The following is a 21,530-nucleotide window of genomic DNA, read 5'->3' as shown; positions in this document are numbered from 1 at the left end:
CGGGTCGCGTGCTGAAGGTGTGCGGCCCGGGGTCCCCTCCCCCGGCGCCGCACCCCTGTGCGCTCCGCGGAACCCGGACCCCGGGCCGCCCCCTTCATCAACGAAATTCCAAAGGACCCAAGACCATGCTCGACCCCGCCCTGAAGCAACAGCTCTCGCAATACCTCGCCATGCTGCGCGAGCCGATCGAGCTTGTCGCCTCGCTGGGCGACGATGCAAAGTCCACCGAAACGCGCGAGCTGCTGACCACCATCGCCTCGCTTTCGGACAAGGTCACCGCCACTTTCGACGGCGATGATGCGCGCCGTCCCAGCTTCATCATTCGCCGCGCCTCCGACGCAAGTGCCTGGGTGCGCTTCGCCGGCCTGCCGCTCGGCCATGAATTCACCTCGCTGGTCCTTGCCCTGCTGTGGACCGGCGGCCATCCGCCCAAGGTTTCCAACGAGGTTCTGGAACAGATCCGTCTGCTGGAAGGCAGCACCGATTTCGAGATGTATTTCTCGCTCTCGTGCCACAACTGCCCCGACGTTGTGCAGGCGCTGACGTTGATCTCGCTCAACAACCCGCACGTCAATGCGACGCTGATCGAAGGCGGGACATTCCAGGCCGAAGTCGAGGAGCGCGGCGTAATGGCCGTCCCCGCCGTCTTCCTGAACGGCAAGATGTGGGGTTCGGGCAAGATGAGCGTTGAGGAAATCCTTACCAAGCTCGACACCGGCGCCGACGCCAAGGCTGCTGCGAAGCTGGCCGAGAAGAAGCCTTTCGAGGTTCTGATCGTCGGCGGTGGTCCCGCAGGTGCTGCCGCATCGGTCTACACAGCGCGCAAGGGCTTTTCGACCGGCATCGCCGCAGAACGCTTCGGCGGGCAGGTGCAAGACACCATGGGCATCGAGAATTTCATCTCGGTCCCCTACACCGAAGGCCCCAAGCTGGCTGCGGCTCTGGAAGCCCACGTCGCTGAATACGACATCGACGTGATGAACCTCCAGCGCGCCGAGAAGCTGATCCCGGCAACCGAGCTGGGCGGCTATCACGAAGTGGTGTTCGCCAACGGCGCTTCGCTGAAAGCCCGCAGCCTGGTACTGACCACCGGTGCGCGCTGGCGCAACCTGGGTGTTCCCGGCGAGGAGCAGTACAAGAACAAGGGCGTGGCCTATTGCCCGCACTGCGACGGCCCGCTGTTCAAGGGCAAGCGCGTGGCGGTGATCGGCGGCGGCAACTCCGGCGTGGAAGCGGCGATCGATCTGGCCAACATCGTCGGCCATGTCACGCTGATCGAATTCGATGCCAAGCTGCGCGCCGACCAGGTTCTTGTCGACAAGCTGGCCTCGATGAAGAACGTCGACATCTTCACCTCCGCCCAGACCACCGAGGTCGAAGGCGACGGCGAGAAGGTCAACGCGCTGGTCTACAAGAACCGCGAAACGGGCGCCCAGCACAAGGTCGAACTGGAAGGCGTGTTCGTCCAGATCGGTCTGGTGCCAAATACCGAGTGGCTGAAGGACAGCGGCGTGGAACTGACGCCGCGCGGCGAGATCGTCATCGACGAGAAGGCCGCCACCAACCTGCCCGGCATCTTCGCGGCAGGCGACGTGACCACAGTGCCGTACAAGCAGATCATCATCGCCATGGGCGAAGGTTCGAAGGCGGCACTGTCCGCGTTCGACTACCTGATCCGCAACGAGGCGCCCGAGGAAATCGCACAGGCTGCCCAGCAGGCCGCCTGAGGGTTTTTACAGTGCAACGAGAGGCGGGCGGGGATCGAAAGATCTCCGCCCGTTTCGTTTCTTCCCCGGCAGGGAAGGAATCAGGTCAGAAAGCCACGCTCAGCGATGCGCGCAGTGACTTATCGCTGCTGGTGCTGGTCTTTTCCATCCGTGCCGCGATTTTCCAGGTGAAGTCGAAACCGCCCGCCAGCACGCTCGCCTCTCCCACCCAGGCACCCTTGAGGCTGTCCCCCGCGATCGAGAACGCCTCGCCCGCGTCATAGCTTTCGCCGCCGTTGAAGTAGGCGGTGGTCGTCCCTAGCTTGCCGGAAAGTACTTCGCGGCGGCCCGCCTCGACCGACAAGGTCAGCGGACGCCAGTCAGGCGAGATCGCGCCGAGCGAATAGGCGGCGGTGACCGTGGGGGTTGCGGTTAAAGCCCGGCTGGTACGGCTGGCCACCGAAAGGGCGATAGCATCGCTGTCGGCGGTTTCATCGTAGCCGCTTTCCTTCAGCCACATCTGCTCCAGTTCCACCTTCGGCTTGAGGCTGAAGCGGCGCGACATGTCGAACTTGTATGAGGCGCCCAGCAGGCCGGAGAACAGCCATCCCTTCCAGCTACCATCCGCGTCATAGGTGAAGTCGGTATCGTCGATAGTGCCGGTGTAGGTCCGGGTCGAATCGATCGAGATGCGCGAGGCACCCACACGCGCCCAGGCCATCAGCGGGCCCTTGGCGGTGCGCCAGAACGCGCCGAAATCGTGCTGACCGATATCGAGGTCGCCGGTGCCACCATTGTCCTTCACATTGGACTTGAGCCAGGCATAGGAGAGGCCAAAGTAACCCAGATCCGTGTGCCGTTCGAAGCCCGCCGAGAGGCCCCAGCCGCTGGCCTTGTAGCTGGCGGTGCCGGTTGCCTCCTTGCTGGCGCGCCAGTAAACCGGCTCAAGCCAGCCGCCCACATCCGATATCTCGAACATCGAGGTCTCATCGCTGATGTGCCGCGCGGCCAGACGGTCGCCCATGGTCGCCGCCTTGAACACGCCGCCGGCATGGTCGGGCAGGAGCGAGGCGGTCTGGGTGCGCAGGGTCGCCGAATCCTCGACTTGCAGCAGGCTCTCGGTGATGGAGTCGTCATTCTGCGCGGCGCGATAGATCGCGTCCCAGCCGGCTGCCTGTGATTTTGTCAGGCCCAGTTCGCCGGTCGTCTTGCGATCCAGCGTAAGGTAGACGTTGCTGTCGTCGCTGCTGACGCTGCCGGTGTAAAGGAACGGCGTATCGACCGATGCATTGAGCGCGCCGTCGATTGTGAGGTTGTCCGACGACAGGACCGTGTAAGTGCCCTCGGCCGTGGCCAGGCTGTTCACCGTCGCAACGACGCTGGCGCCGTCTTCCAGCACCGCATTGTCCGCGACGATGGTCGAGCTTTCCGCGCCGTCGACGTAAACGCCGATGGTGCCGGCCGAGGCAACATGGAGGCTGCCGAAGTTGACCGTCACCGCCTCGTCCGGGATCAGCGTTCCGCCATTCACGGTGACCGCCACGTTGCCCGAATTGGTGAATTGCCCGGAATAGGTCGCCGTATCGTTGATAGTCACGGTGCCCGCCTCGCCCGCGAAGTCCATCGTGCCCGCGAACGTCGAGGTGCCCGAAAGGCTGGCCGTGCCGGCCCCGGCGCCGAAGTATACATCGCCGGCGTAGGCGGCATCGTCCGACAGTGTCAGGGTATCGTCGCCCGCGCCAAACCGGGTGTCGCCCACGATCTGGCCGGTCGAAGCGGCGATCGTGTCGTTGCCCGAGCCCGTCAGGATATCGCCGTAGATACGCGCGTAGACGGTAGGGTCCGCTTCGTCGTTGTCCTCCACATATTCGGCGCGGGTCTGGGCGTCGACATCGTTGAGGTACTGGGTGATGGTGACGCCGGTGGTATTGGCCGAAAGGTCGATCGCGGTCCGGCTGTCGGTGGTGGAGCCGTTGGCGCTGATGTAGCCGGTGTTGACCAGCGACGTCAGGCTGCCGGAAAGGTCCTGGATGCCCACCGTCGTGCCCTCGCCGGCCGAGGTGAGCGAGGCGCTGATGGTACCGCTATTGTAGAGGCTGCTGACCGTGCTGCCCTCGTTGATGAGCAGCGCGGTGGCGGCAGTATCGTAGGAAATTGCCGATAGCGTGCCGGAAATGCCGATGCCCCCAGTCAGCGCCACATTACCGCCCTGTCCGCCCACGACAACGCCGTAGGCCGCGGTGTTGCTGTAATAGGAGTTGGCGGTAATCGAACCTTCGAGCGCCAGCGAATACGTGCCCACGTTCGCGGCCACCGAACCGATCGTGATGTCGCTGGTACCGCCGATCTGCAGCGCTGCGCCATTGCCGTAGACGGTGATGACGCCGGAGCCCTCGTCGCTGTCGTCCACCCCGTCCCCGTCGATGTCGTCGGAGCCCGAATCGTCGTCGACCGGCGGCGCGGCGATGTAGATGCCGCCCGCGACGTTGCCGGTGACCGAGACCGCCGCCGTGCCGGTGCGCAGCGCAGCGCGGGACAGGACCACCGTGTCGCCATCGTCGTTGGTGTAGGAATAGCCCTTGCTCACTGTCCCCTGAATGGTGAGCGCCCCGGTGAGATCACCATTCACAGCCACCGCGCTCGAACCATAACCCACGACCGAGACGGTGCCATTTACGGTAACATTGCCGTCCACGCCCAGCGTCGAGAGGCCCACCGAATTGTCACCAATGACGCTGATCGAGCCGCTATTGGTGACATTGCCGGTCCAGTTCCCGCCCAGCACAATGCCGCCCGAGTTCTGACCCTCGACCGTTATGGCGCCGTCGTTGAGGATCGTGCCTGCCGCATCGCCCGAGGAGTAAATGCCGTAGCGCTTGCTGGCCGAGGCGATATCGGTGGTGACGATGCCGTCGGCATCGTCATCGTCGGGAACGTAGTCCTCCAAGACGGAGATCGTCGCATCGTCGCCCACGGTTACGGTCGAAGTAGTGCCCGAAGCGATGGCGATGGCCGAGGTATTGCTCGCGCCGCCCATCTCGATCGTCCCGTTCATCGCCGCGGTCGAATTGCTGTCCACGGTTATCCCGCTGCCACTCGGCAGCGCGATGGAACCGGCGCTCTTGACCGTGATATTGCCCGCACTCGACGTCGTGAGCGGGGTGGCCGTGTCCCCCGACACGGTAGTATCGGCCAGCGCCGGGGCAGAAACGAGAGCGAGCACGAGCGCGCCCAGACTGGAAGTGGTGTGCAGCGAAGCCATGATTTTTTGCGTCCCGGAAGGATTGGTAGCGAAGATTCTGAATGAAATGCGCAGCGACCTGAGGCTCAGGTCAGATGGCCCGGCTCAGGTAGCGATGCCGATCAGGGCGCTGCCTGCGTATCCGGCCGACACGCTGCCGCTGAGCGTGGGTGTCATCTGCGCCAGCTGCGCAGAGGTATTGTCGCCAAAGACATTGTCCGACGAGAGCGAGATCGCGTTGTAGTTCGCGATGCTGGCCGTGTAGGTGGAATCGCCCGTGAAAACGGCGATGTTGGTAGCCGCCGGCATCGCCAGCTGCGAAATCAGCGCGGCGGTGCGTCCGGTGCTGGCGGAAGTCAGGCCTCCGGTGAAAATCTCGAAGTGGACATGCGGCCAGCGGCCCGAATAGCAGGCGGGATAGATCGTGGTGAAGGTCACCTTCCCCTCGGCATCGGTCACCTGAACGCCGCGCAGATAGCTTTCTGCCGTCACGCCGCTCGAATAGAGCGAGTAGCGGCCATAGGCATCGCAGTGCCAAACGTAGATTGCCGCGCCCGAAATTGCCGCGCAGCCATTGGTGACATCCACCAGTTGCAACTTGAGTTCTAACGGAACGCCGGTCGCCGTCGTCGTTGATCCGATGAAGCTGGAGCGGATGTCGGGGCGCACGATGCCGCTTTGGGTCAGCACGTTCGAGGTAGCGCCGCTGGCGCTATTGGTGCCGTCCGCAGGGTAAGGCCCGTTGGTCTCGGTGGGATCGGCAATGCATGAGGCGTTCAAAGTCCCGCCGGAAGTCGACGACGAAGTCGAGGTTGACGAGGACGAACCGGAGGTCGAGGTCGAACTGGAGGATGAGGATGTCGCTGTTTCGGACCCCAACGAAGAAGAACCGCTGTCGTCTCCGCCGCAGGCTGTCAGTACGGCCGCGGCGCCCGTGCCGGCCAGGAAAGCCAGTGCCCGGCGCCGGGCGACCATCTCGCGTCCTATCGCGCCCAGATCTTCGGCAAGGCTATGCCCGTGGCGCGGTTCGCCTTGCGCTTCATGCTCCCGATTATCCATCTCGTCCTCCTTGCGCCCGGCTCCTTTGCCGGCCGAGCCTCGCGAAGGACTGTGCGCCGGGAGTTGCCGACGGATTTCAGGAGAATTGCGTCACGTTTGCGCTACTTTTCGCCCGGGTTGACCACGGCAGGCACGAAGAGATAGCCTTCATTACGTACTGTACGGATGATGTCGCTGCCGCCCTCACCTTCTGACAACTTTCGGCGCAGGCGCGAAAGCTGAACGTCGATGGCACGGTCGTAATGGTCCGAATCCTCGCCGCGCGACCAGTCCAGCAGCTGGTCACGGGTCAGCACCCGCCGCGGATGCTGGGCGAAGGCGCGAAGCAGGCGGAACTCGCCGTCCGAAAGCGAAATGACCGCATTGGTCGGATCGAACAGCAGGCGCAGACCAAGGTCCATGCGCCATCCCGCGAAGTTCAGGCAGTCCCCCGAATCGATCTCGGCGGCGCGAGGGCGCGGCGTTTCCGCACCCGCCACAGGCGGAGCCACGGCACGGCGGCGCAGCACAGTGCGGATGCGCGCCAGAAGTTCGCGCGGATTGCAGGGCTTGGCCAGATAATCGTCGGCGCCCATTTCAAGGCCGACGATACGGTCCACGTCACTGCCCACGGCCGAAAGCATGATGACCGGCGGCGCATCCGCGCCCAGGGCCCGAAGTGCGGTGAGCCCGTCTTCACGCGGCATCATCACATCCAGCACGATGAGATCGAAATTCTCTGCCGCCAACATCGCGCGCATTTCCAGCGGGTCGGCAGCCGTTGCCGTCTCGTAGCCGTGCTTGGCAAGAAACTCGCCGATCAGCGAGCGGATGCCCTCGTCGTCATCGACGATGAGAATGCGGGTCTGAAGGTCCATTACGCGTGGTTCTAGGATCATTCGCCCGTCATGGATAGTATGTGTTCCGCGCGGATTTCAGCCGCCGTCACAGGCCGCAGACCCGGTGAAATGTCCGTGCAAAACGGTGAAATCCGGCGGCAACCTGGGCCTCCCAGAAAACTGGTCATGGACAGTCGAGCCAGCCACGACACGTATCGGGCAGCCGGCTTCACGAGCCTGCCAGCGCCCCCCGCGCCCATTCTCGTGAAGGCGGACCCAGTCGTGTCAACGGCCGCCGTCCCGGGCACCCCCGCCAGGATGCCCGGCGGTGCCGGGATCGTCGTCCGAGCAGGTTTTGTAGTCGCACCCGCCCTGCTCGGCGACGGTCCCGGAATACCTGCTCCAGCCGGAAAAGATTTTATCCGGTGTTCGGTAACGGACGTAACCCGGAGTCCACAAACTGACACAGCTGTGAGCTACCTGCCGCCCAGCCGGGGCGAAAACGGCGCAAGAGTTTCCATCCGGATGCCCGGCCCAGGCGGCACCGCATCCGGCTCGTTCCGAGGTGACTGCTCCCTCCACCGGCCTTTCAGGCCAACGGAGGGAGCGCGGAGCAGGGACAGGAGGGACGTGTCCCTCTCTCCTGTCCCTGCTCCGCATAATAACGCTCGCTGCGCGCCTTGCCGCCATCAACTCCCTCGAATTCGCCGCGGCGTCGTGGCAAAGCAGCATCCATGAACGTCCCCAGCCTTCCGCGCCGGCTCGGCATGCCGCTTGCCATGCAAATGGTCGCCATCTTGGTGTGCGTGCTGCTGGCCGCGCAGGCGGTAACGCTTGCGCTGACTGTGCTGCTGCCCCCGCGCCCCACCGCGCGGTGGAACATGGACGAAGTCGCTGCCGCGCTGACCGGCGCCTCGCCGCCTGAGCGGCTCGAACGCAAGGCGATGAGCGGCCCGCCGGATGTGCGCGGCCAGGGCTGGCTGGTATCCGAATCCTCGCGCGAGGCGCTGGCGCAGCGCCTTGGCCGCTCTTCGCGCGATGTCGTCTTGGCGTTCTACACTCAGCTTCCCGTGGGCGGTGTCGCCGTCCCCAGCGAAGCACGCTCGCCGCTCGCGGTCGAAGTGAAGAAAAGCGGCGGCGGGCTCGGCTCGCTGCTGGTTGAGGAAGTACATGCGCAGGCCATCCCCGGCGGTCCGCCCGTTGGCGCCAGCCCCGGCTCCGGCGGCATGCCTTCCGGCGGCTTTCCCGGCGGCCGAATGCCCGGCGGTGGGTTCCCCGGCGGCAGTGCCGGGCCCGCCGGACGCCCCGGCGGCGGCTTCCCCGGATCCTCGACACCGCGCCCCGGCCTCCCGCAAGGCGGGGTCGGCCGACCCACGAGCGGGCTGCCCGGCGGCGGTCCCCGCAATCCCGGAGCGCCCACTGCCGGAGTTCCGGCTGCCGGCAATCCGGCTAAGGGCACCCCCGCCCAGACCGGACCAAGCGGCAATGGCGGCAATGGCGGCGCGGGCTTCCAGCCCGGAACCGGCGTCGGCGGCATCGGCGGGCGCGGGGATTTCGGCGGCATCGGCGGCGCGAACCGGGGCATGATCGGCCCCGGCGGTGCCATGGGGCCGGGCATGAACGCAGGGCCATCGGTGCCGGTGATGACCGCACCTGTCCAGATCATCCCGCCCAGAACGGCCGAGACTGCCGAACCGGCAAGCTCGCCTTCCAGGGCAGTCCGGACGCCCATACCGGCGCTGCAACCGCAAACGATCGCGCCGCCGTTCATCCAGCCCTCCGCCCCTGCCGCACCGGCGCGGACAGTAGCCCCCGAGCCCGTCCGCGCCGCCGAAGTCACCGCCAGGCCGCAGCCAATCCCGTTCCGCAGGACGCGCGATTCGCTGTTCGACATGGCATCGCCCCCGTTCATCGAAGGGGACTTCGTGGCCGCAGCCCGTCAGAGCGACGGCACCTGGATCGCGGTCGCCCCGCGCGCCGAGCCATTCCCCAACGCCTGGCAGAGCCGCGTGATGCTGTGGTTCGCGCTATCGCTGGCGATTGTCAGCCCGCTGGCCTGGCTGTTCGTTCGGCGCATCGTTTTGCCCTTGCGCGAATTCGCCTCGGCCGCCGAGCAGCTTGGCCGTGATCCGTCCGCCACCATCCTCCCGCTTTCCGGCCCGGCTGAGATCGGGCGCGCCGCCAATGCCTTCAACCAGATGCGCAACCGCCTGCGCGCCTTTGTGGACGACCGCACGGCGATGGTCGGTGCGATCAGCCATGACCTGCGAACCCCCCTTACCCGCCTGCGCTTCCGCATCGAGGACGTACCCGACGACCAGCGCGAAGGCCTGCTGCGCGAAGTGACCGAGATGGAAGCGATGATCAGCCAGGTCATCGCCTTCATCCGCGACGCCTCCACCCCCGGCCCGCGCGAGCGCGTGGACTTCGCCGAACTGATCGCCGGCAGCGTAGCCGATGCGCAGATGGTCGGCGGCAAGGTCGAGATCGAGCGTAATGCCAACATACCGGTAGACGTCGATCCTGTCGGCATCCGCCGCCTTCTGGGCAACCTGCTCGAAAACGCGGTTAAATACGGAGATACCGCCCGCGTGCGTGTCTCGCTGTCCGGCGGCGAGGCCGTGGCCGAGATCGTCGATGCCGGTCCCGGCATCCCGGAGGGCGAGTTCGACCGCGCCTTCGAGCCGTTTTACCGCACCGACGAGGCGCGCAAGTCGGGCCGCAAGGGCAGCGGGCTGGGTCTTGCGGTATGCCGCTCGATCGCCCGCGCGCACGGCGGCGACGTGTCGTTCGCGCACGCGCAGGACGGCTTCATCGCCCGTGTCTCCGTGCCCGCAGCTTTCGATCCGACTTTGCGCAAGGTCGCCTGACAGGCATGAGGAAGCATGCCTGGGCCCTTGCCCTGCTCGCCCTGATGCCTGCTCCTGCAAGAGCGCAGGACACCGCCGAAACGGTCACCGCCTCCGCAAACGAGACGCCGCCCGCTGAAAGTCCATCGCCAATCGAGGTCCAGCCGCTGTGGACGGCGGCTGCTTCCGCCGGCATCAGCAACCGCGACGATGGCCCGGACGGCAGTTGGCAATCGCTCAGCCTCACCCGCCGCATCGGCCGCGGTTATGCGCGCGGCAGCCTGATGCGCTATAGCGGCACCCTGCTGCAAGCCGATGTCGCCCTGCCCTCGGATTACTACGTCGGCACAATCGGCGCTGGCGGCAATTTCGACAATTGGGTCGTGGACGGCTGGGCCAGCTACGGCCGGCAGGACTATGGACGGATCAGCGCCGCTGCAGGAAGCCGCACGAGCACGGGCGCGAAGGGCAGCGACTACTATGCGATCGGCGGCGATTTCGGCCGCGTTGTGCCGCTGGGGTCGAATTTCTACATGACGCCCACCGTGGCCGCCTCCTTCGCCAACGGCCGCCTGCTGCGCCCCGCCCCTACCGGTTCGGGCCTGACCGATCTGGAAACCAGGGAGCCCACCTGGTCCGCCAACGCCGCCGTGCGCGTGGACCATGCCTTTGGCCGTGGCGGCATCCACTACGCCGGCCTGTCGATCTCGCGCAACTGGACCAGCAACGGCATCTCGGCCCTGCGCCTGCGCCGGTCCGACGATTTGAACGAAGACGGCAGCCAACATTTCATGCTCGACAGCAAGCACTACGCCGACAGCTGGTTCGAAGCCGGGGCCACCGCCAGCATGAAGCTGGGCCGGGGGCTTTACATCGACCTGTTCGCCACGCGCAGTTTCGGGGTGGAGGCGGGCAACGTCACATCTGCCGGCGCAACCTTGCGCAAATCGTTCTAAAAAAGTTCGGTTATCATCTGATCCATCTTTTTGCGTTAGGGCCGCAGCCGTAACGGGCATGAAATGTGAAGGCGGCATGGCGAACGACATGAAGGAAACAACGGTACTGGTAACGGGCGCGGCTGGCTTCATCGGCGCGGCCGTGGCCGAAGCGCTGATGGCGCGCGGGCAGGCAGTGGTCGGCATCGACAACCTCAACGATTATTACGCCGTCTCGCTCAAACAGGCCCGGCTGGACAGGCTGACCGCCAGCCACGGCGATCGCTTCCAATTCCATGCCCTCGATTTTTCCGACATGGCGGCGCTGACCGCCGCCCTCGCGCCCCACCACTTCGACCGGATCGTGCATCTGGGCGCTCAGGCCGGTGTGCGTTACTCGCTGGAGAACCCGCAGGCCTACGTGGCATCGAACCTTGCCGGTCACGTCAATATGCTGGAGCTGGCGCGCGCCCGGCAAGTCGCCCACATGGTCTATGCCAGCTCCAGCTCTGTCTACGGCGGCAACACCAAGATGCCCTTCGCGGTTGAGGACCGCACCGACCACCCGGTATCGCTTTACGCCGCCACCAAGAAGGCGGACGAACTGATGAGCGAGACTTACGCCCACCTGTTCCGCCTGCCCCTGACGGGCCTGCGCTTCTTCACCGTCTATGGCCCTTGGGGCCGCCCCGACATGGCGATGTGGAAGTTCGCCGAGCGCATCCTCACCGATCGCCCGATCGACGTCTACAACCACGGCGAGATGCACCGCGACTTCACCTATATCGACGATATCGTCGGCGGCGTGCTCGCCTGTCTGGACCGCCCACCGGCTGACGACGATGCGCCCAAGGCCGGCGGCAGCGTCAAGCCGCACGCGCTCTACAACATCGGCAACAACTGCTCGGAACACCTGCTGCGCCTGATCGAAGTGCTGGAGGATGCCCTTGGCCGCAAGGCACAGCGCAATCTCCTGCCGATGCAGCCCGGAGATGTTCCCGCAACATACGCCGACATCACCGCCCTGACCCGCGACACCGGCTATGCGCCCAGCACCCCGATCGAAATCGGCGTACCGCGCTTCGCGGACTGGTTTCGCGCCTACACCGGGCTTTAGAGCAGCGAAAGCTCCCGCCAGCCCCCCTGCCGGCGACATATCGCCCCTGCGCGCATTACCTCTTCCCACCGCGCATCAACGGGCCTAGACGGCGGCTATCCCCGGGGGGCCGCTTATGTGTGGCTGAGAGGTGGGCAGCAGCCCACGACCCGCTGAACCTGATCCGGTTGATACCGGCGTAGGGAGGGCCAGCGGCAGTTTTTCCCGTTGTCCTTCCGAATGGAGTGGACGCGTGAAGATGGCTGGTAAATTCAAGTTTCTGGGCGGGGCCGCTCTGGCGTTCCCGGCTCTGCTGTTCGCGCCCGTGGCCATGGCGGACGATGACGCCGCCGAACGCGCGGAAATCCAGGTCCTGGGCCATCCCGACCCCGAAGGCTTGCTGCCCGACCAGACCGCGCCCAAGGCGGTCAGCGCCATCTCGTCTGACTTCATCGTCAAGCAGGCGCCGACGCTGAATGCGTTTCAGCTGGTCAATCTGCTCCCCGGCGCCAATGTTTCCACCACCGATCCTTACGGACTGTCAGCCAATTCCAGCCTGACCCTGCGCGGGTTGGGGCAGGACCAGATCGGCGTGGTGATGGAAGGCGCGCCGCAGAACGACATCGGCTATTATGTCGCCTATCCCTCGCAGTTCGCCGATGCCGAGAACGTCCGGCAGGTGACGCTGTCGCAGGGCACCGCCGATATCGACGCTCCGGTGGTCGCCGCAGCGGGCGGCCTGCTGTCGCTGACGCTGGACGATCCCCGGCCGGAGACGGGCGGGCTGGTCAACCTCTCGGTGGGGTCCTACGATGAGCGGCGCATCTTCGCACGCCTTGATACCGGAACGATCGGGGCTACCGGGCTGAAGGCCTTCGTTTCCTATTCCAACAACCGGGCGGACAACTGGCGCGGCGCGGGCTTCGACAAGCGCCAGCATGTCGACGCCAAGCTGCTGCGCGAATGGGGCGATGGCAACCGCGCCAGCATCGCATTATCCTACAACGATGCCAGCACCTCGACTTATCCCAGCCCGACCATGGCGGAATGGAATGCCAGCGGGCGCGGCTTCAACTTCGACAAGCGCTACACCGCCGGCAACACCAATTACTGGCGCCTGTACCGCAGCCCTTTCCGCAGCCTCTATTTCGCCGCCCCGCTGCACCTGAAGCTGAGCGACACGCTGACATTCGACAGTTCCGCCTACCTTCAGTTCGGCCACGGCAACGCACCCTACGGCACTCAGCTGGCCACCACCGGCAACTATCTTGGTGCAGAGGAACTGGCACAGCCTGTCGCGCTGCCCGGCGCCGTGGACGGCGTGGCGACCGTGCTGGGCAACTACACTGGCAAGCAGCGCCGCGTCGGCGATGTCAGCAAGTTCACCCTTCAGGCGGGCGCCCACCGGATCACGGCGGGGGTCTGGTTCGATTACGGCACCGACCGCGTGACCCAGTCCTACACCTCAATCGGCGCCGATGGCCGCCCGGTCGACGAATGGGGCTATCAAAGCAAGGCGATCAAGACCGCCGATGGCCGCCTGCTCGCCTATGAAAACGCGCGCACCGAAACCGTGACCAAGGCCTTCTTCCTGGCCGACAGCATCACGCTTACGCCGCGTCTGGGCGTGGACATCGGCTTCAAGGGCGTGAGCGTGCTGCGCAATGGCCGCAATTACCTGCCCGGCCCGCAGTCGAAGATTGATGCCGACAGCTTCGCCGCGCTGCCCCGCGCCGCGGTGCATTACCAGTTGGACGATCGCCAGCAGCTGTTCGCCAACATCGCCACCAGCTTCCGCACCCCCAACGAGTTCTCGCTCTACGACAGCTATTACGGCGGCGAGGTGGTCAGCAGGGGCACTACCGCGCTCAAGAACGAATATTCCGTCTCGCAGGAACTGGGCTACCGCTACATCGGCCCCAGCCTGTCATTCTCGCTGACCGCCTTCCACTATCACTTCCGCAACCGGCAGGTGGCGACGGTGATCGACAGCGGCGGCGCGCTGGTCAATTCCACGATCAATGCCGGCAGCCAGACTTCCTACGGCCTGGACGGCGAGATCGACTATCGCCCCGCGAAGGGCGTCAGCGTCTATCTTTCGGGCGAATACCTGCACGCGCGGCTGAACGACGACCTCGCCGTCGGCGGCGACTATCTGCCGACGAGGGGGAAGCACGCAGTCGCCGCCCCGACCTTCCAGTTCGGCATGGGCAGCACGTATGACGACGGACGGCTGTTCGGCAGCACCGCGCTGAAATACGTTGGCCGCCAATACGCCACGTTCACCAATGACGAGAGCATCAAGGGCTATGCGACGCTCGACCTGTCGATCGGCGTTCACCTTGCCGGGCTGATCGATGCGCAGCGCATGGACCTGCGTCTCAATGCGATCAACGTGACCAACCCGCGCGTGCTTTCGGGCGTGCAGACGGTCACGACCAATGCGCTCGATACGGTCGGGCGCGGCGGTACCGTGATCGCAGGTGCGGCTCCGGGGTATTACGTGGGCAGCGGCCGGGCCTTCGTGGCGACGCTTTCGCGCGCTTTCTGATCGTGAGCGCGCAGGACCATCTCGTCCACGGCATGGGCACCGCGCTGGAGGCGCCGACATGGCCCGCCATCACCCCCCCGCCGAGGCCGAGGCGATCCTTGCGCGTTTTCCCGCAGCCGGGGCGATGACCGCCTTGCGCTGGCATTCGCCGCGCCCGTTCTCGGCGGCGGCGCTGGTGGAGACGGTCGGCGGCACCTTCCTGCTCAAACGCCATCACCGGCAGGTGCGCACGGCGGCGGCGCTTGAGCAGGAACATGTCTTCATGGCGTATCTGCGCAGCTCCGGGCTGTCAGTGCCGGAGGTCATGCTGACGGCCGCGGGCCGCGGGGCCATGGAAAACGGCGACTGGACCTACGAACTGCATCGCAGCGCCCCTGGCCTTGACCTCTACCGCGACCGGCCATCCTGGACGCCGTTTCTCTCCCACCGCCACGCCCATGAGGCGGGCGCGGCGCTGGCACGGTTGCATCGTGCCGCGCGCGGTTTCGATGCGTCCCCACGCGGGTCCCATCCTCTCGTCGCCAGCTTCACGATCCTGCCCGCGCCCGATCCGCTGGCGGCAGCGCAGGCTTATGTTGCGGCTCGCCCGGCGTTGGCTGCCTTTCTGCGGGGTAAGCCGTGGGTTGAGGAACTGGCGCGCCTGTTTGCCGCGCTCGGTGCCGGCCTCTCCCCGCAGTTGGCGCGCCAGCCCACGCTGTGGACGCACGGTGACTGGCACCCCTCCAACCTCCTCTGGTCAGACGAGGGCACGGTTGTCACCACCTTCGATTTCGGTTTGGCAGAGCAGACCTGCGCGCTCCACGACCTCGCCGCCGCCATCGAGCGCACGGCAATCCCCTGGCTCGAACCCGATCACGCGCCCGCCGATGCGCAGGCCGCGCTGGCGGTGATCGCCGGTTACCACGCGGTACTGCCGCTGAGCCGCGAGGACCTGGCAACCACGATAGCCCTGCTGCCGCTGGTTCATATCGAGTTCGCCCTTTCGGAAGTCGATTACTTCGCCGGTATCCTGGCCGATCCCGATCAGGCTGCGCTGGCGTGGAATGGCTATCTCATCGGTCACGCCGACTGGTTCCTGTCGCCTGCGGGACAGGACTTTCTTGCGCAAGTCAGGCACGGCGCACTCGCACACAACGAGGTGCGGCTCTGATGTCGCCACTGGAAATCATCGCCGTCGCCGTCAGCTTCCTGGGCATCTGGCTCACCGCGAAACGCTGGCTGCTGTGCTGGCCGGTCAGCCTGCTGGCCTGCGCCCTGTACTTCAAGCTGTTCCTCGACGTGCGCCTCTATTCGGACATGGTCCTGCAAGCGCTGTTCGGCATAGCGATCCTGTACGGCTGGGCAGCATGGTCGAAAGGCAAGGGCGATGACGGAACCGTCGCGGTAAGGCCCCTCAGCCCCCGGCAGGCAGGCGCCGGCATGGCGGCAGGCGCGCTGGGCGCCGCCGCGATAGGCTGGTTCACCAGCCACCATACCGACGCCGCGCTGCCATGGATGGATGCCGGGCTCAGCAGTTTCAGCCTGGTCGCCCAATACTGGACCGCCCGGCGGCAGGCGGCCAGCTGGTTACTGTGGATCGCGGTGGACGTACTTTACGTAGGGATGTTCGTATTCAAGGGCCTGTGGCTGACCGCCGGCCTTTATGCAGCGATGATCGCCCTCGCCGTGATCGGCTACAGGCGCTGGCGGCAAGCGGCCCCTATGTCTGTTCCTGTTTAGCGCGCCTTATTCATCGAGCTCGGCCAGGGTTACCGGGAGTGACATAAGCCTCTGATCTTTGTCAGGAACCGGGTGTCTACGCCGGCCCTGTCGCAGGGCAGAAAATGCCACAGGGCGCACCCGCCATGAACGATGATGTCGCAGGCCCATTCCGCTTCTCAGCGGTGCATCGCAAGAAAGTCGCCGCAGCTTTCGCCGGTGGCCTCCTCACGTCGCGCGCGCGTGTTCGCGATCGCGTGCGGCTATCAGGATGCCTATGACCTTGACGCCTTGCGTGACGATCCGGGTTTTCGCCTGGCGCTGGGCAAGTTGCCTTTCTACGAAATTACCTGAGACTTGCTGAAAATCGCACGGCGCAGTGTCTCTGAAAGCTCGGCTTGCGGACAGGGCTTCAAGCAGAAATACGCGCCAGGATATCGCCCCCTTACCGCGGAGGTATCGGAAATTCCCGAGTGAAATATTATCGGCACACCCGCGTCCTGCAAGCGATCGGCGACAGGAAAAACATCGCCGTCGGCCAAGCGTATGTCCAAAATCGCACAATCGGGTAATCGTCGATCCAGAAGGGCGAGTGCGCCGCTGACCGAGCCGCAGGGACGTAGAGCGACAAATCCAGCCTCGAATACCGTATCCTCCAGGTCGAGGGCAACGAAGGGGGCATCATCGACGATCAGAACTTCAACGGTCATCAAGAACTCTGCTTGCAATCATGAGGCATTAAGGCTGCCACGGCTCTCCGGTTCCGCGCCATGGCAGGAACTGCCTGAACGGCGGCTGCCTGAAAGGCACGATCTGACGCGGCGCGGCTCCTCCTCACCCCAATTTCGCCACCTCCTGAAGTGATCGCATCGCCGCCGCGGAAACAGCGGCAGTTGTAAGCTGCGGTTTGTGCCGTCTAAGGTAGTCGTAATGGCCGGGGAGGTTGGATGAAGCCTGGAATTCTTGCCTGCGGGTTGTTCGCGCTCTGTCCGTCGATGGCGCAGGCGCGGGCCTCGCAGTGGTGGTACGTGACGCAAGGCGCTGACAAGGTGCTGTTCGTCGATGCCGAATCCATCACGCGCGAAGGCGACATGGTCCGGTACGAGGCCAGCCAGATCCTGCGCGAACCCGGCAACCCCGCTGCCTCGCTGCGCGCCTCCATGATCGGCGACTGCAGCGACAACACCGAAACGTGGGACCTGGTCCTGCGCTACGGCGAAGATGATGAAAGGCTTGATGAGACGGCGCTGAGCTACGCTGGCCCTAACCCGGTAGAGGCCGGGTCGGTGGGGGCTGCGCAGTTGCAGTTCGTCTGCGCTGCCGATCGAACGCGGACCGACGGCTTCCCTCTGGCGATCGACCAAGTCGCTTTCGCCGAAGCGCTGATCGCCGACACCGACGCTTCGGTCAGCCCGGCAGACCTGCACGAACGGATGCGCGAGGACCCCAAGGTGCCGGTCATTCGCTCGACGGCGCCCTCGCCCGACACCTTCGGAACCCCGCAGGCGACCACGGCGGGTCACGCCGTCGTCCCGCCGCGCGACTATGCCAAGGGGGTGGAAATTCCCGACGCCCGAAATTACGATACGATCGAAAGCGGCACGATCTACGATATTGCCTATCGCGGGATCGAAAAGGGAGAACTGGCCTTCGATTTGCGCGGCTACAGCATCGATGATCTCGCGCATGCCAGCAGCGCCCAGACGATGCGCTTTCCGGCTTCCCAGAAGACAATCCATATCCGCGACATCGAAATCACGGTTCTGGCCGCCACACCACAGGATCTGCGCTTCCACGCGAGCCTTGCTCCCACGGACGGCGATGACGTTCCCTTCGTATGCGCCGATCCGGCATGCACCGCGCAATGATCCGCGCCACCGCGTTGTCGGTCGCCTTGCTGGGCCGGCACACGCTCAGCAGGCGGCCCGGATCCACCCCGAAAGGTGCCACTTCTTCGCCGCGACGGTCATCGCCGTACGCGCCGCTGCGCCGAGCCGCTACGCAAGGGCCGACTTCCTTGCTTATGTGGCACTTTCCCAAGCCTGCACTGATAATGCGAGGACGGTTTGCGATGAGGCACAAGCGCTGGAGCGGGCAGGCTCCGAGCATCGCGCGTTATGGATCAAGTCGTGCGATGCAGTGGTTCAGGCCAAGGGGAAATTCATCTCCTGCGAGGCCATGGGGCGGTTCCGAGACGACTACGACGACGCCATGGCCACACGCCGGAAGCTTAAAACGATGTTCCTGGCCCCGCTCGACAATTTGACCTGAACGCCTGCTGGCCTGAATGCTCGCCGTGGTGCGCCGGCCGGTGTATCGAGCGCCCTGGCAGCCGGTCGCCGTGGGCAAGCCGCCCGCCGCCAGTTATTCTCGATAGGCATTCCTTGCTTCCTTGCCGTCGCTTTCTAAACAGGGGGACCAAATCAGGGGGATCAATGTTCGCTAAGCTTTGCTGTGCCGCTACTGTATGGTTGGCCGCGTCGACAGATGCCCATTGCGCGGAGCAACCATCCTCGCCGGTACCGCCTTCCGTGATGGTCCTCGAAGGCTGCTGGGAAGGAAGCGGGGACGTGACGGGCAAACCGGTCGCCTTAGCCGTGAACGCCTATCTGATCGTTCAGGGTGCTATGCTGGCTATCGAGGCTGTGAGCAGCGCAATCGACGATCCCGATGATCAATATGCGGCTCACCTGGTCTTCGGGGGAACTGGCAAACAATCCGGGCCAAAAGCCGATCAGATTGTCGGATATTGGGCGGATAGTTTCGGAGGCGCCTTCGCGGCGCCGGGGCGCGGCATCGGCAGCGCGGATGGAATTGAGATGACATACCAATATTCCGACAATGCCTTTGTAAACCGGTGGCGCATCTCGGGAGATCGCCTGACATGGCAAATCGCAGCTCGCGACCGGAAAGGCGTTGAAAAACCATTCGCCAGCTACGTCCTTCACAAAGCAGCGTGCGGATCATGATCCGGCTGTCCGGCGCAGTACCAATATCCCCTATTGGCTGCCTGCCGGCCTGGCACGGCGTTTCGCGCCTTGCTGGAAGCGATCAAACGAGGCTTAGATTCGTGATGCAAGTCGAGTGCCTGCGATCACGATAGCTCCTACGAGAGTTAAATAGCGCTAGGCAGATGTAGCGATTGCGACCGGCGGCCGGATCGGTCAACTTCATTACATCCCGACGGCCTTGGTCAGCGCATCGAATGCGCCTTCCAGCCCCTTGCGCGCCTCGCCGCCACCGCGTCCGGCCATCGGCGCTTCCTCGATCACGAGGATTCCTTCGCCTGCCTCCACTCTGTCCTTGAACAGTTGTTCATGGCCGAGAAAATATGGCCAGAACGTCTCGGTCCGGGTGACCGAATAGGCCAGGTCCGCCGAAAAGCCGACCAGCTGCGCCTGTCCGAACACCCGGCCGCGCTCTGCTCGTTCCACACGCACTCCTCGCCCGCCCTTGACCACCAAGCGGCAAGGGCCATGAAACACCAGATAGCGAAGCTGAAGCGTCAGCCAGGCGTTGAGTGAGAAGAGCCGCCAGTGCGAAGTAATGCGCAGCGGCCGCGCCCCCGGCTGCGCCACCGCGGCCAGCGCGCGCGGCTGCAGCGCGCACGATGCGCCTATAGGGAGTTCCAGCACCGTCACCTCGGCGAAGGGATCGCGCACCGCCGATACCGTAGTGACTTCGTCGTCGCCCCGGATGCAGGTAAGGAAGGTGAGCCCGGTGGCGATGCTAGACAGCGGGTGGCGCCAGTCGAGTAGCCAGCGTGTCGTCTTCGAACCTGTATGGGAGGTCGTCTGCAAGTAGTCTTGCCGCACCAGCAACTCCTCCCCGCTGCCCAAACGCACGGCGACCGATGTGGTGCTGCGCTCCGCCGGAGCGATCGAACGTCTCTCCCCACCGGGCACGGCAAGCCGGATTGCGGGGCGGCGTTCGGCCAACGGCGCGAACACGAACCAGAACAGCAGGCGGATCAGGTAGGGCATCGCCATGATGAGCAGCAAAGCCTTGAAAGCGCCCCATAGCACGTCCTTGACATGCCATTTCTCAGCCCAAAGGCGCAGCTTTTCCGGCAGGGTTCCGCGCCATGCCGTGCGTGCATCATGCGTTGCATCCTGCAATGGCTGCAATGCCCGTACCATCTCGTCGCCAAGACCAGCACCGGTGATGTCGAAGGCTATTTCCGCCTTGCGGAGGGCGGCATCGAGCGCGCGCCGGTCTTGCCATGCCTGCAGCGCCTTTTGGGCCGGAACGCAGGTATCGGCACGGCGTCTGGCGAGCGCCTTGTGCTCGTTGCTATCCACCCATGTGTTCACGCGGCCGAGCCAAGTCGCTTCATAGCTGCGCAGGGCGTTGATCGCGTCGAGGCAGGCAGGGCGCAAGCGCGCATATTCCCGGCGCAACTGATCCGGCTTTTCGCGGGCTTTCGCGAAATCTCGGGCCCGTTGCAGCGCTTCCAGTTCACGCTGCAGCAGGACTATGCGCAGCTTGCGCATCTCGTTGGTGCGAACGCCTTGTGCTCCGCCCTTCAGCAAGACCGCGAAATTGTTGCCAGGCGGGTTGGTGCGTTCCTTCTCAAGCTCGGCAGCAGTCTCGTCTATACGCCCCTGCAATGCGGCGCTGCTCGCGCGCTTGGCGGCCGCACGCTCACGATCGAATACGGCCTGCAGCGCCATGACATCCGCATCGAGCGCCTGACGCGTACCCGCCAACGTCACGTAATTTCCCTTCGAATCTTTCGCCGAGCGCCAAGCGTTGAGGACGAACGGAGAGAGAGCAAACGCGGCCACCAGCGCCAGATAAAGCAATCCGCGCCGCAGCAGCCATTTGAGAAAAGTCTTAAGTGCGCTCATCGGGTCGCTTTCCTGCAGGCGGCAGCGGTGTGGCTCGAACGATCAAAGATCTTGTCGGCCTGGGATAATGCTGAATGCCAAACTAAGGACTGCATCACATTTCACACGTAGAAGGGTTCAGGCCACGCAGGCATCGGTTCGATGCCCAATCTCCATCATCGCAGAGAGCCATATGCGTGCACCGTCAACGGCGCGACTTCAACGCCCGAGCGCGAGACGCTTCTGCTTTCCGTCGAAACGGTATGTGAAACGCCAGAGCTTCGACCCTGCGGGATGGATCTCGAGATGGAGCCCCCGGCCATCGCTGCATCGGCAGGCCTTCTGCGCAGGCTGGAGGTGACGCCTCTGCATTTCCGTAAGCGCCATTGGCGATTCTCCTCGACGTGTCGAGGAGCGTGACGGCGGGCAAAGTGGCCACGGGTTCGATGTCCGATGGCGCAAACTCCCGGTTCCCCATCGCACCATTTCGTCCAAGATGCCCTGATTTTGCCTGACACGCTCTGAGGTTGTTGAGGCTCAGAAATGGCAGAAAACCGCCATTTTTTCAACCTCTGGAGACGTTTTGGGAGGGGCAAATGGTGCCGCTTACAGGATTCGAACCTATGCCCCCATCATTACGAACACGAGCGATAGAACGGCAGAAATCCAAGGTCTTCGAGGCTTCTGATGCCGAAATTTAGCCATCCTTCCAGGTAACCCAAGCGATGCCCAGATTGTCCTGAAATCG

At 64.6% G+C, this 21,530-nt stretch carries 15 protein-coding genes, 2 pseudogenes and 1 riboswitch; of the genes and pseudogenes, 11 read left to right on the top strand and 6 right to left on the bottom strand.

The features are described from left to right. Positions 1-125: 125 nt before the first annotated feature. Positions 126-1,727 (top strand): alkyl hydroperoxide reductase subunit F, encoded by a 1,602-nt coding sequence (ahpF, locus tag V474_RS14490; RefSeq protein ID WP_059152200.1) that lies wholly within the window; start codon positions 126-128, stop codon positions 1,725-1,727. Between the two features lie 85 nt (positions 1,728-1,812). Here the strand turns inward: ahpF and V474_RS14485 are convergent, their stop codons facing one another. The 3 genes from V474_RS14485 to V474_RS14475 all read right to left on the bottom strand — a co-directional run bounded on the left by V474_RS14485 (position 1,813) and on the right by V474_RS14475 (position 6,884). After that, positions 1,813-4,968: an autotransporter outer membrane beta-barrel domain-containing protein gene (locus V474_RS14485; RefSeq protein WP_059152199.1), complete on the bottom strand. Its 3,156-nt coding sequence runs from the start codon at positions 4,966-4,968 to the stop codon at positions 1,813-1,815. 84 nt (positions 4,969-5,052) lie between these two features. Further along, positions 5,053-6,006 (bottom strand): intradiol ring-cleavage dioxygenase, encoded by a 954-nt coding sequence (locus V474_RS14480; protein WP_059152198.1) that lies wholly within the window; start codon positions 6,004-6,006, stop codon positions 5,053-5,055. 101 nt (positions 6,007-6,107) lie between these two features. Continuing rightward, positions 6,108-6,884 carry a response regulator gene (locus V474_RS14475; protein ID WP_059152197.1) on the bottom strand — a complete coding sequence of 259 codons (777 nt, stop codon included), beginning with the start codon at positions 6,882-6,884 and terminating at the stop codon, positions 6,108-6,110. 674 nt (positions 6,885-7,558) lie between these two features. On the opposite strand from V474_RS14475, the gene V474_RS26830 reads away from it, so the two are divergent. The 7 genes and pseudogenes from V474_RS26830 to V474_RS14440 all read left to right on the top strand — a co-directional run. Further along, a complete protein-coding gene (locus V474_RS26830; protein ID WP_059152196.1) occupies positions 7,559-9,694 on the top strand; it encodes an ATP-binding protein in 2,136 nt (711 codons plus the stop codon). Between the two features lie 5 nt (positions 9,695-9,699). Next, positions 9,700-10,629 (top strand): autotransporter domain-containing protein, encoded by a 930-nt coding sequence (locus V474_RS14465; protein WP_059152195.1) that lies wholly within the window; start codon positions 9,700-9,702, stop codon positions 10,627-10,629. Between the two features lie 88 nt (positions 10,630-10,717). Next, on the top strand, positions 10,718-11,725 hold the full coding sequence (locus tag V474_RS14460) for an SDR family NAD(P)-dependent oxidoreductase (RefSeq protein ID WP_059152554.1): 1,008 nt from the start codon (positions 10,718-10,720) through the stop codon (positions 11,723-11,725). A 92-nt stretch (positions 11,726-11,817) separates the two neighbouring features. Continuing rightward, positions 11,818-11,927, top strand: a riboswitch (TPP riboswitch). A gap of 36 nt (positions 11,928-11,963) precedes the next feature. After that, complete coding sequence (locus tag V474_RS14455; protein WP_059152553.1) at positions 11,964-14,255, top strand: TonB-dependent receptor; 2,292 nt, start codon at positions 11,964-11,966, stop codon at positions 14,253-14,255. Positions 14,256-14,287: 32 nt separating this feature from the next. Continuing rightward, positions 14,288-15,405 (top strand): annotated as a pseudogene (locus tag V474_RS14450) (phosphotransferase enzyme family protein). After that, the gene (gene pnuC, locus V474_RS14445) at positions 15,405-15,974 is read left to right on the top strand and encodes a nicotinamide riboside transporter PnuC (RefSeq protein WP_059152194.1); all 570 of its coding nucleotides are present in this window, start codon (positions 15,405-15,407) and stop codon (positions 15,972-15,974) included. The pseudogene V474_RS14450 and the gene pnuC overlap by 1 nt, the downstream one beginning before the upstream one ends. 104 nt (positions 15,975-16,078) lie before the next feature. After that, positions 16,079-16,289: pseudogene (locus tag V474_RS14440) on the top strand (IS1380 family transposase); the annotation flags it as partial. 2 nt (positions 16,290-16,291) lie between these two features. Here V474_RS14440 and V474_RS24965 read toward each other — a convergent pair. After that, on the bottom strand, positions 16,292-16,663 hold the full coding sequence (locus V474_RS24965) for a response regulator (protein WP_082699832.1): 372 nt from the start codon (positions 16,661-16,663) through the stop codon (positions 16,292-16,294). 237 nt (positions 16,664-16,900) lie between these two features. Here V474_RS24965 and V474_RS14435 point away from each other — a divergent pair, with 237 nt between their 5' ends. The 3 genes from V474_RS14435 to V474_RS14425 all read left to right on the top strand — a co-directional run bounded on the left by V474_RS14435 (position 16,901) and on the right by V474_RS14425 (position 18,922). Continuing rightward, entirely contained in the window at positions 16,901-17,821 is a 921-nt protein-coding gene (locus tag V474_RS14435) for a hypothetical protein (protein WP_148649408.1), read from the top strand. Next, positions 17,775-18,224 carry a hypothetical protein gene (locus V474_RS14430; RefSeq protein WP_201786041.1) on the top strand — a complete coding sequence of 150 codons (450 nt, stop codon included), beginning with the start codon at positions 17,775-17,777 and terminating at the stop codon, positions 18,222-18,224. The genes V474_RS14435 and V474_RS14430 overlap by 47 nt, the downstream gene beginning before the upstream one ends. A 299-nt stretch (positions 18,225-18,523) precedes the next feature. Continuing rightward, the gene (locus V474_RS14425; protein WP_148649407.1) at positions 18,524-18,922 is read left to right on the top strand and encodes a hypothetical protein; all 399 of its coding nucleotides are present in this window, start codon (positions 18,524-18,526) and stop codon (positions 18,920-18,922) included. A 204-nt stretch (positions 18,923-19,126) separates the two neighbouring features. On the opposite strand, the gene V474_RS14420 is transcribed toward V474_RS14425, so the two are convergent. Further along, a complete protein-coding gene (locus V474_RS14420) occupies positions 19,127-20,803 on the bottom strand; it encodes a hypothetical protein (protein WP_059152189.1) in 1,677 nt (558 codons plus the stop codon). A gap of 198 nt (positions 20,804-21,001) precedes the next feature. Then, positions 21,002-21,154: an Arm DNA-binding domain-containing protein gene (locus tag V474_RS26965; RefSeq protein ID WP_407938342.1), complete on the bottom strand. Its 153-nt coding sequence runs from the start codon at positions 21,152-21,154 to the stop codon at positions 21,002-21,004. Positions 21,155-21,530: the final 376 nt, after the last annotated feature.

This window comes from Novosphingobium barchaimii LL02 (assembly GCF_001046635.1).
Classification (GTDB): Bacteria; Pseudomonadota; Alphaproteobacteria; order Sphingomonadales; family Sphingomonadaceae; genus Novosphingobium; species Novosphingobium barchaimii.
The sequence above is the reverse complement of the archived record's forward strand: the minus strand, read 5'-3'. Positions and strand labels throughout refer to the sequence as shown.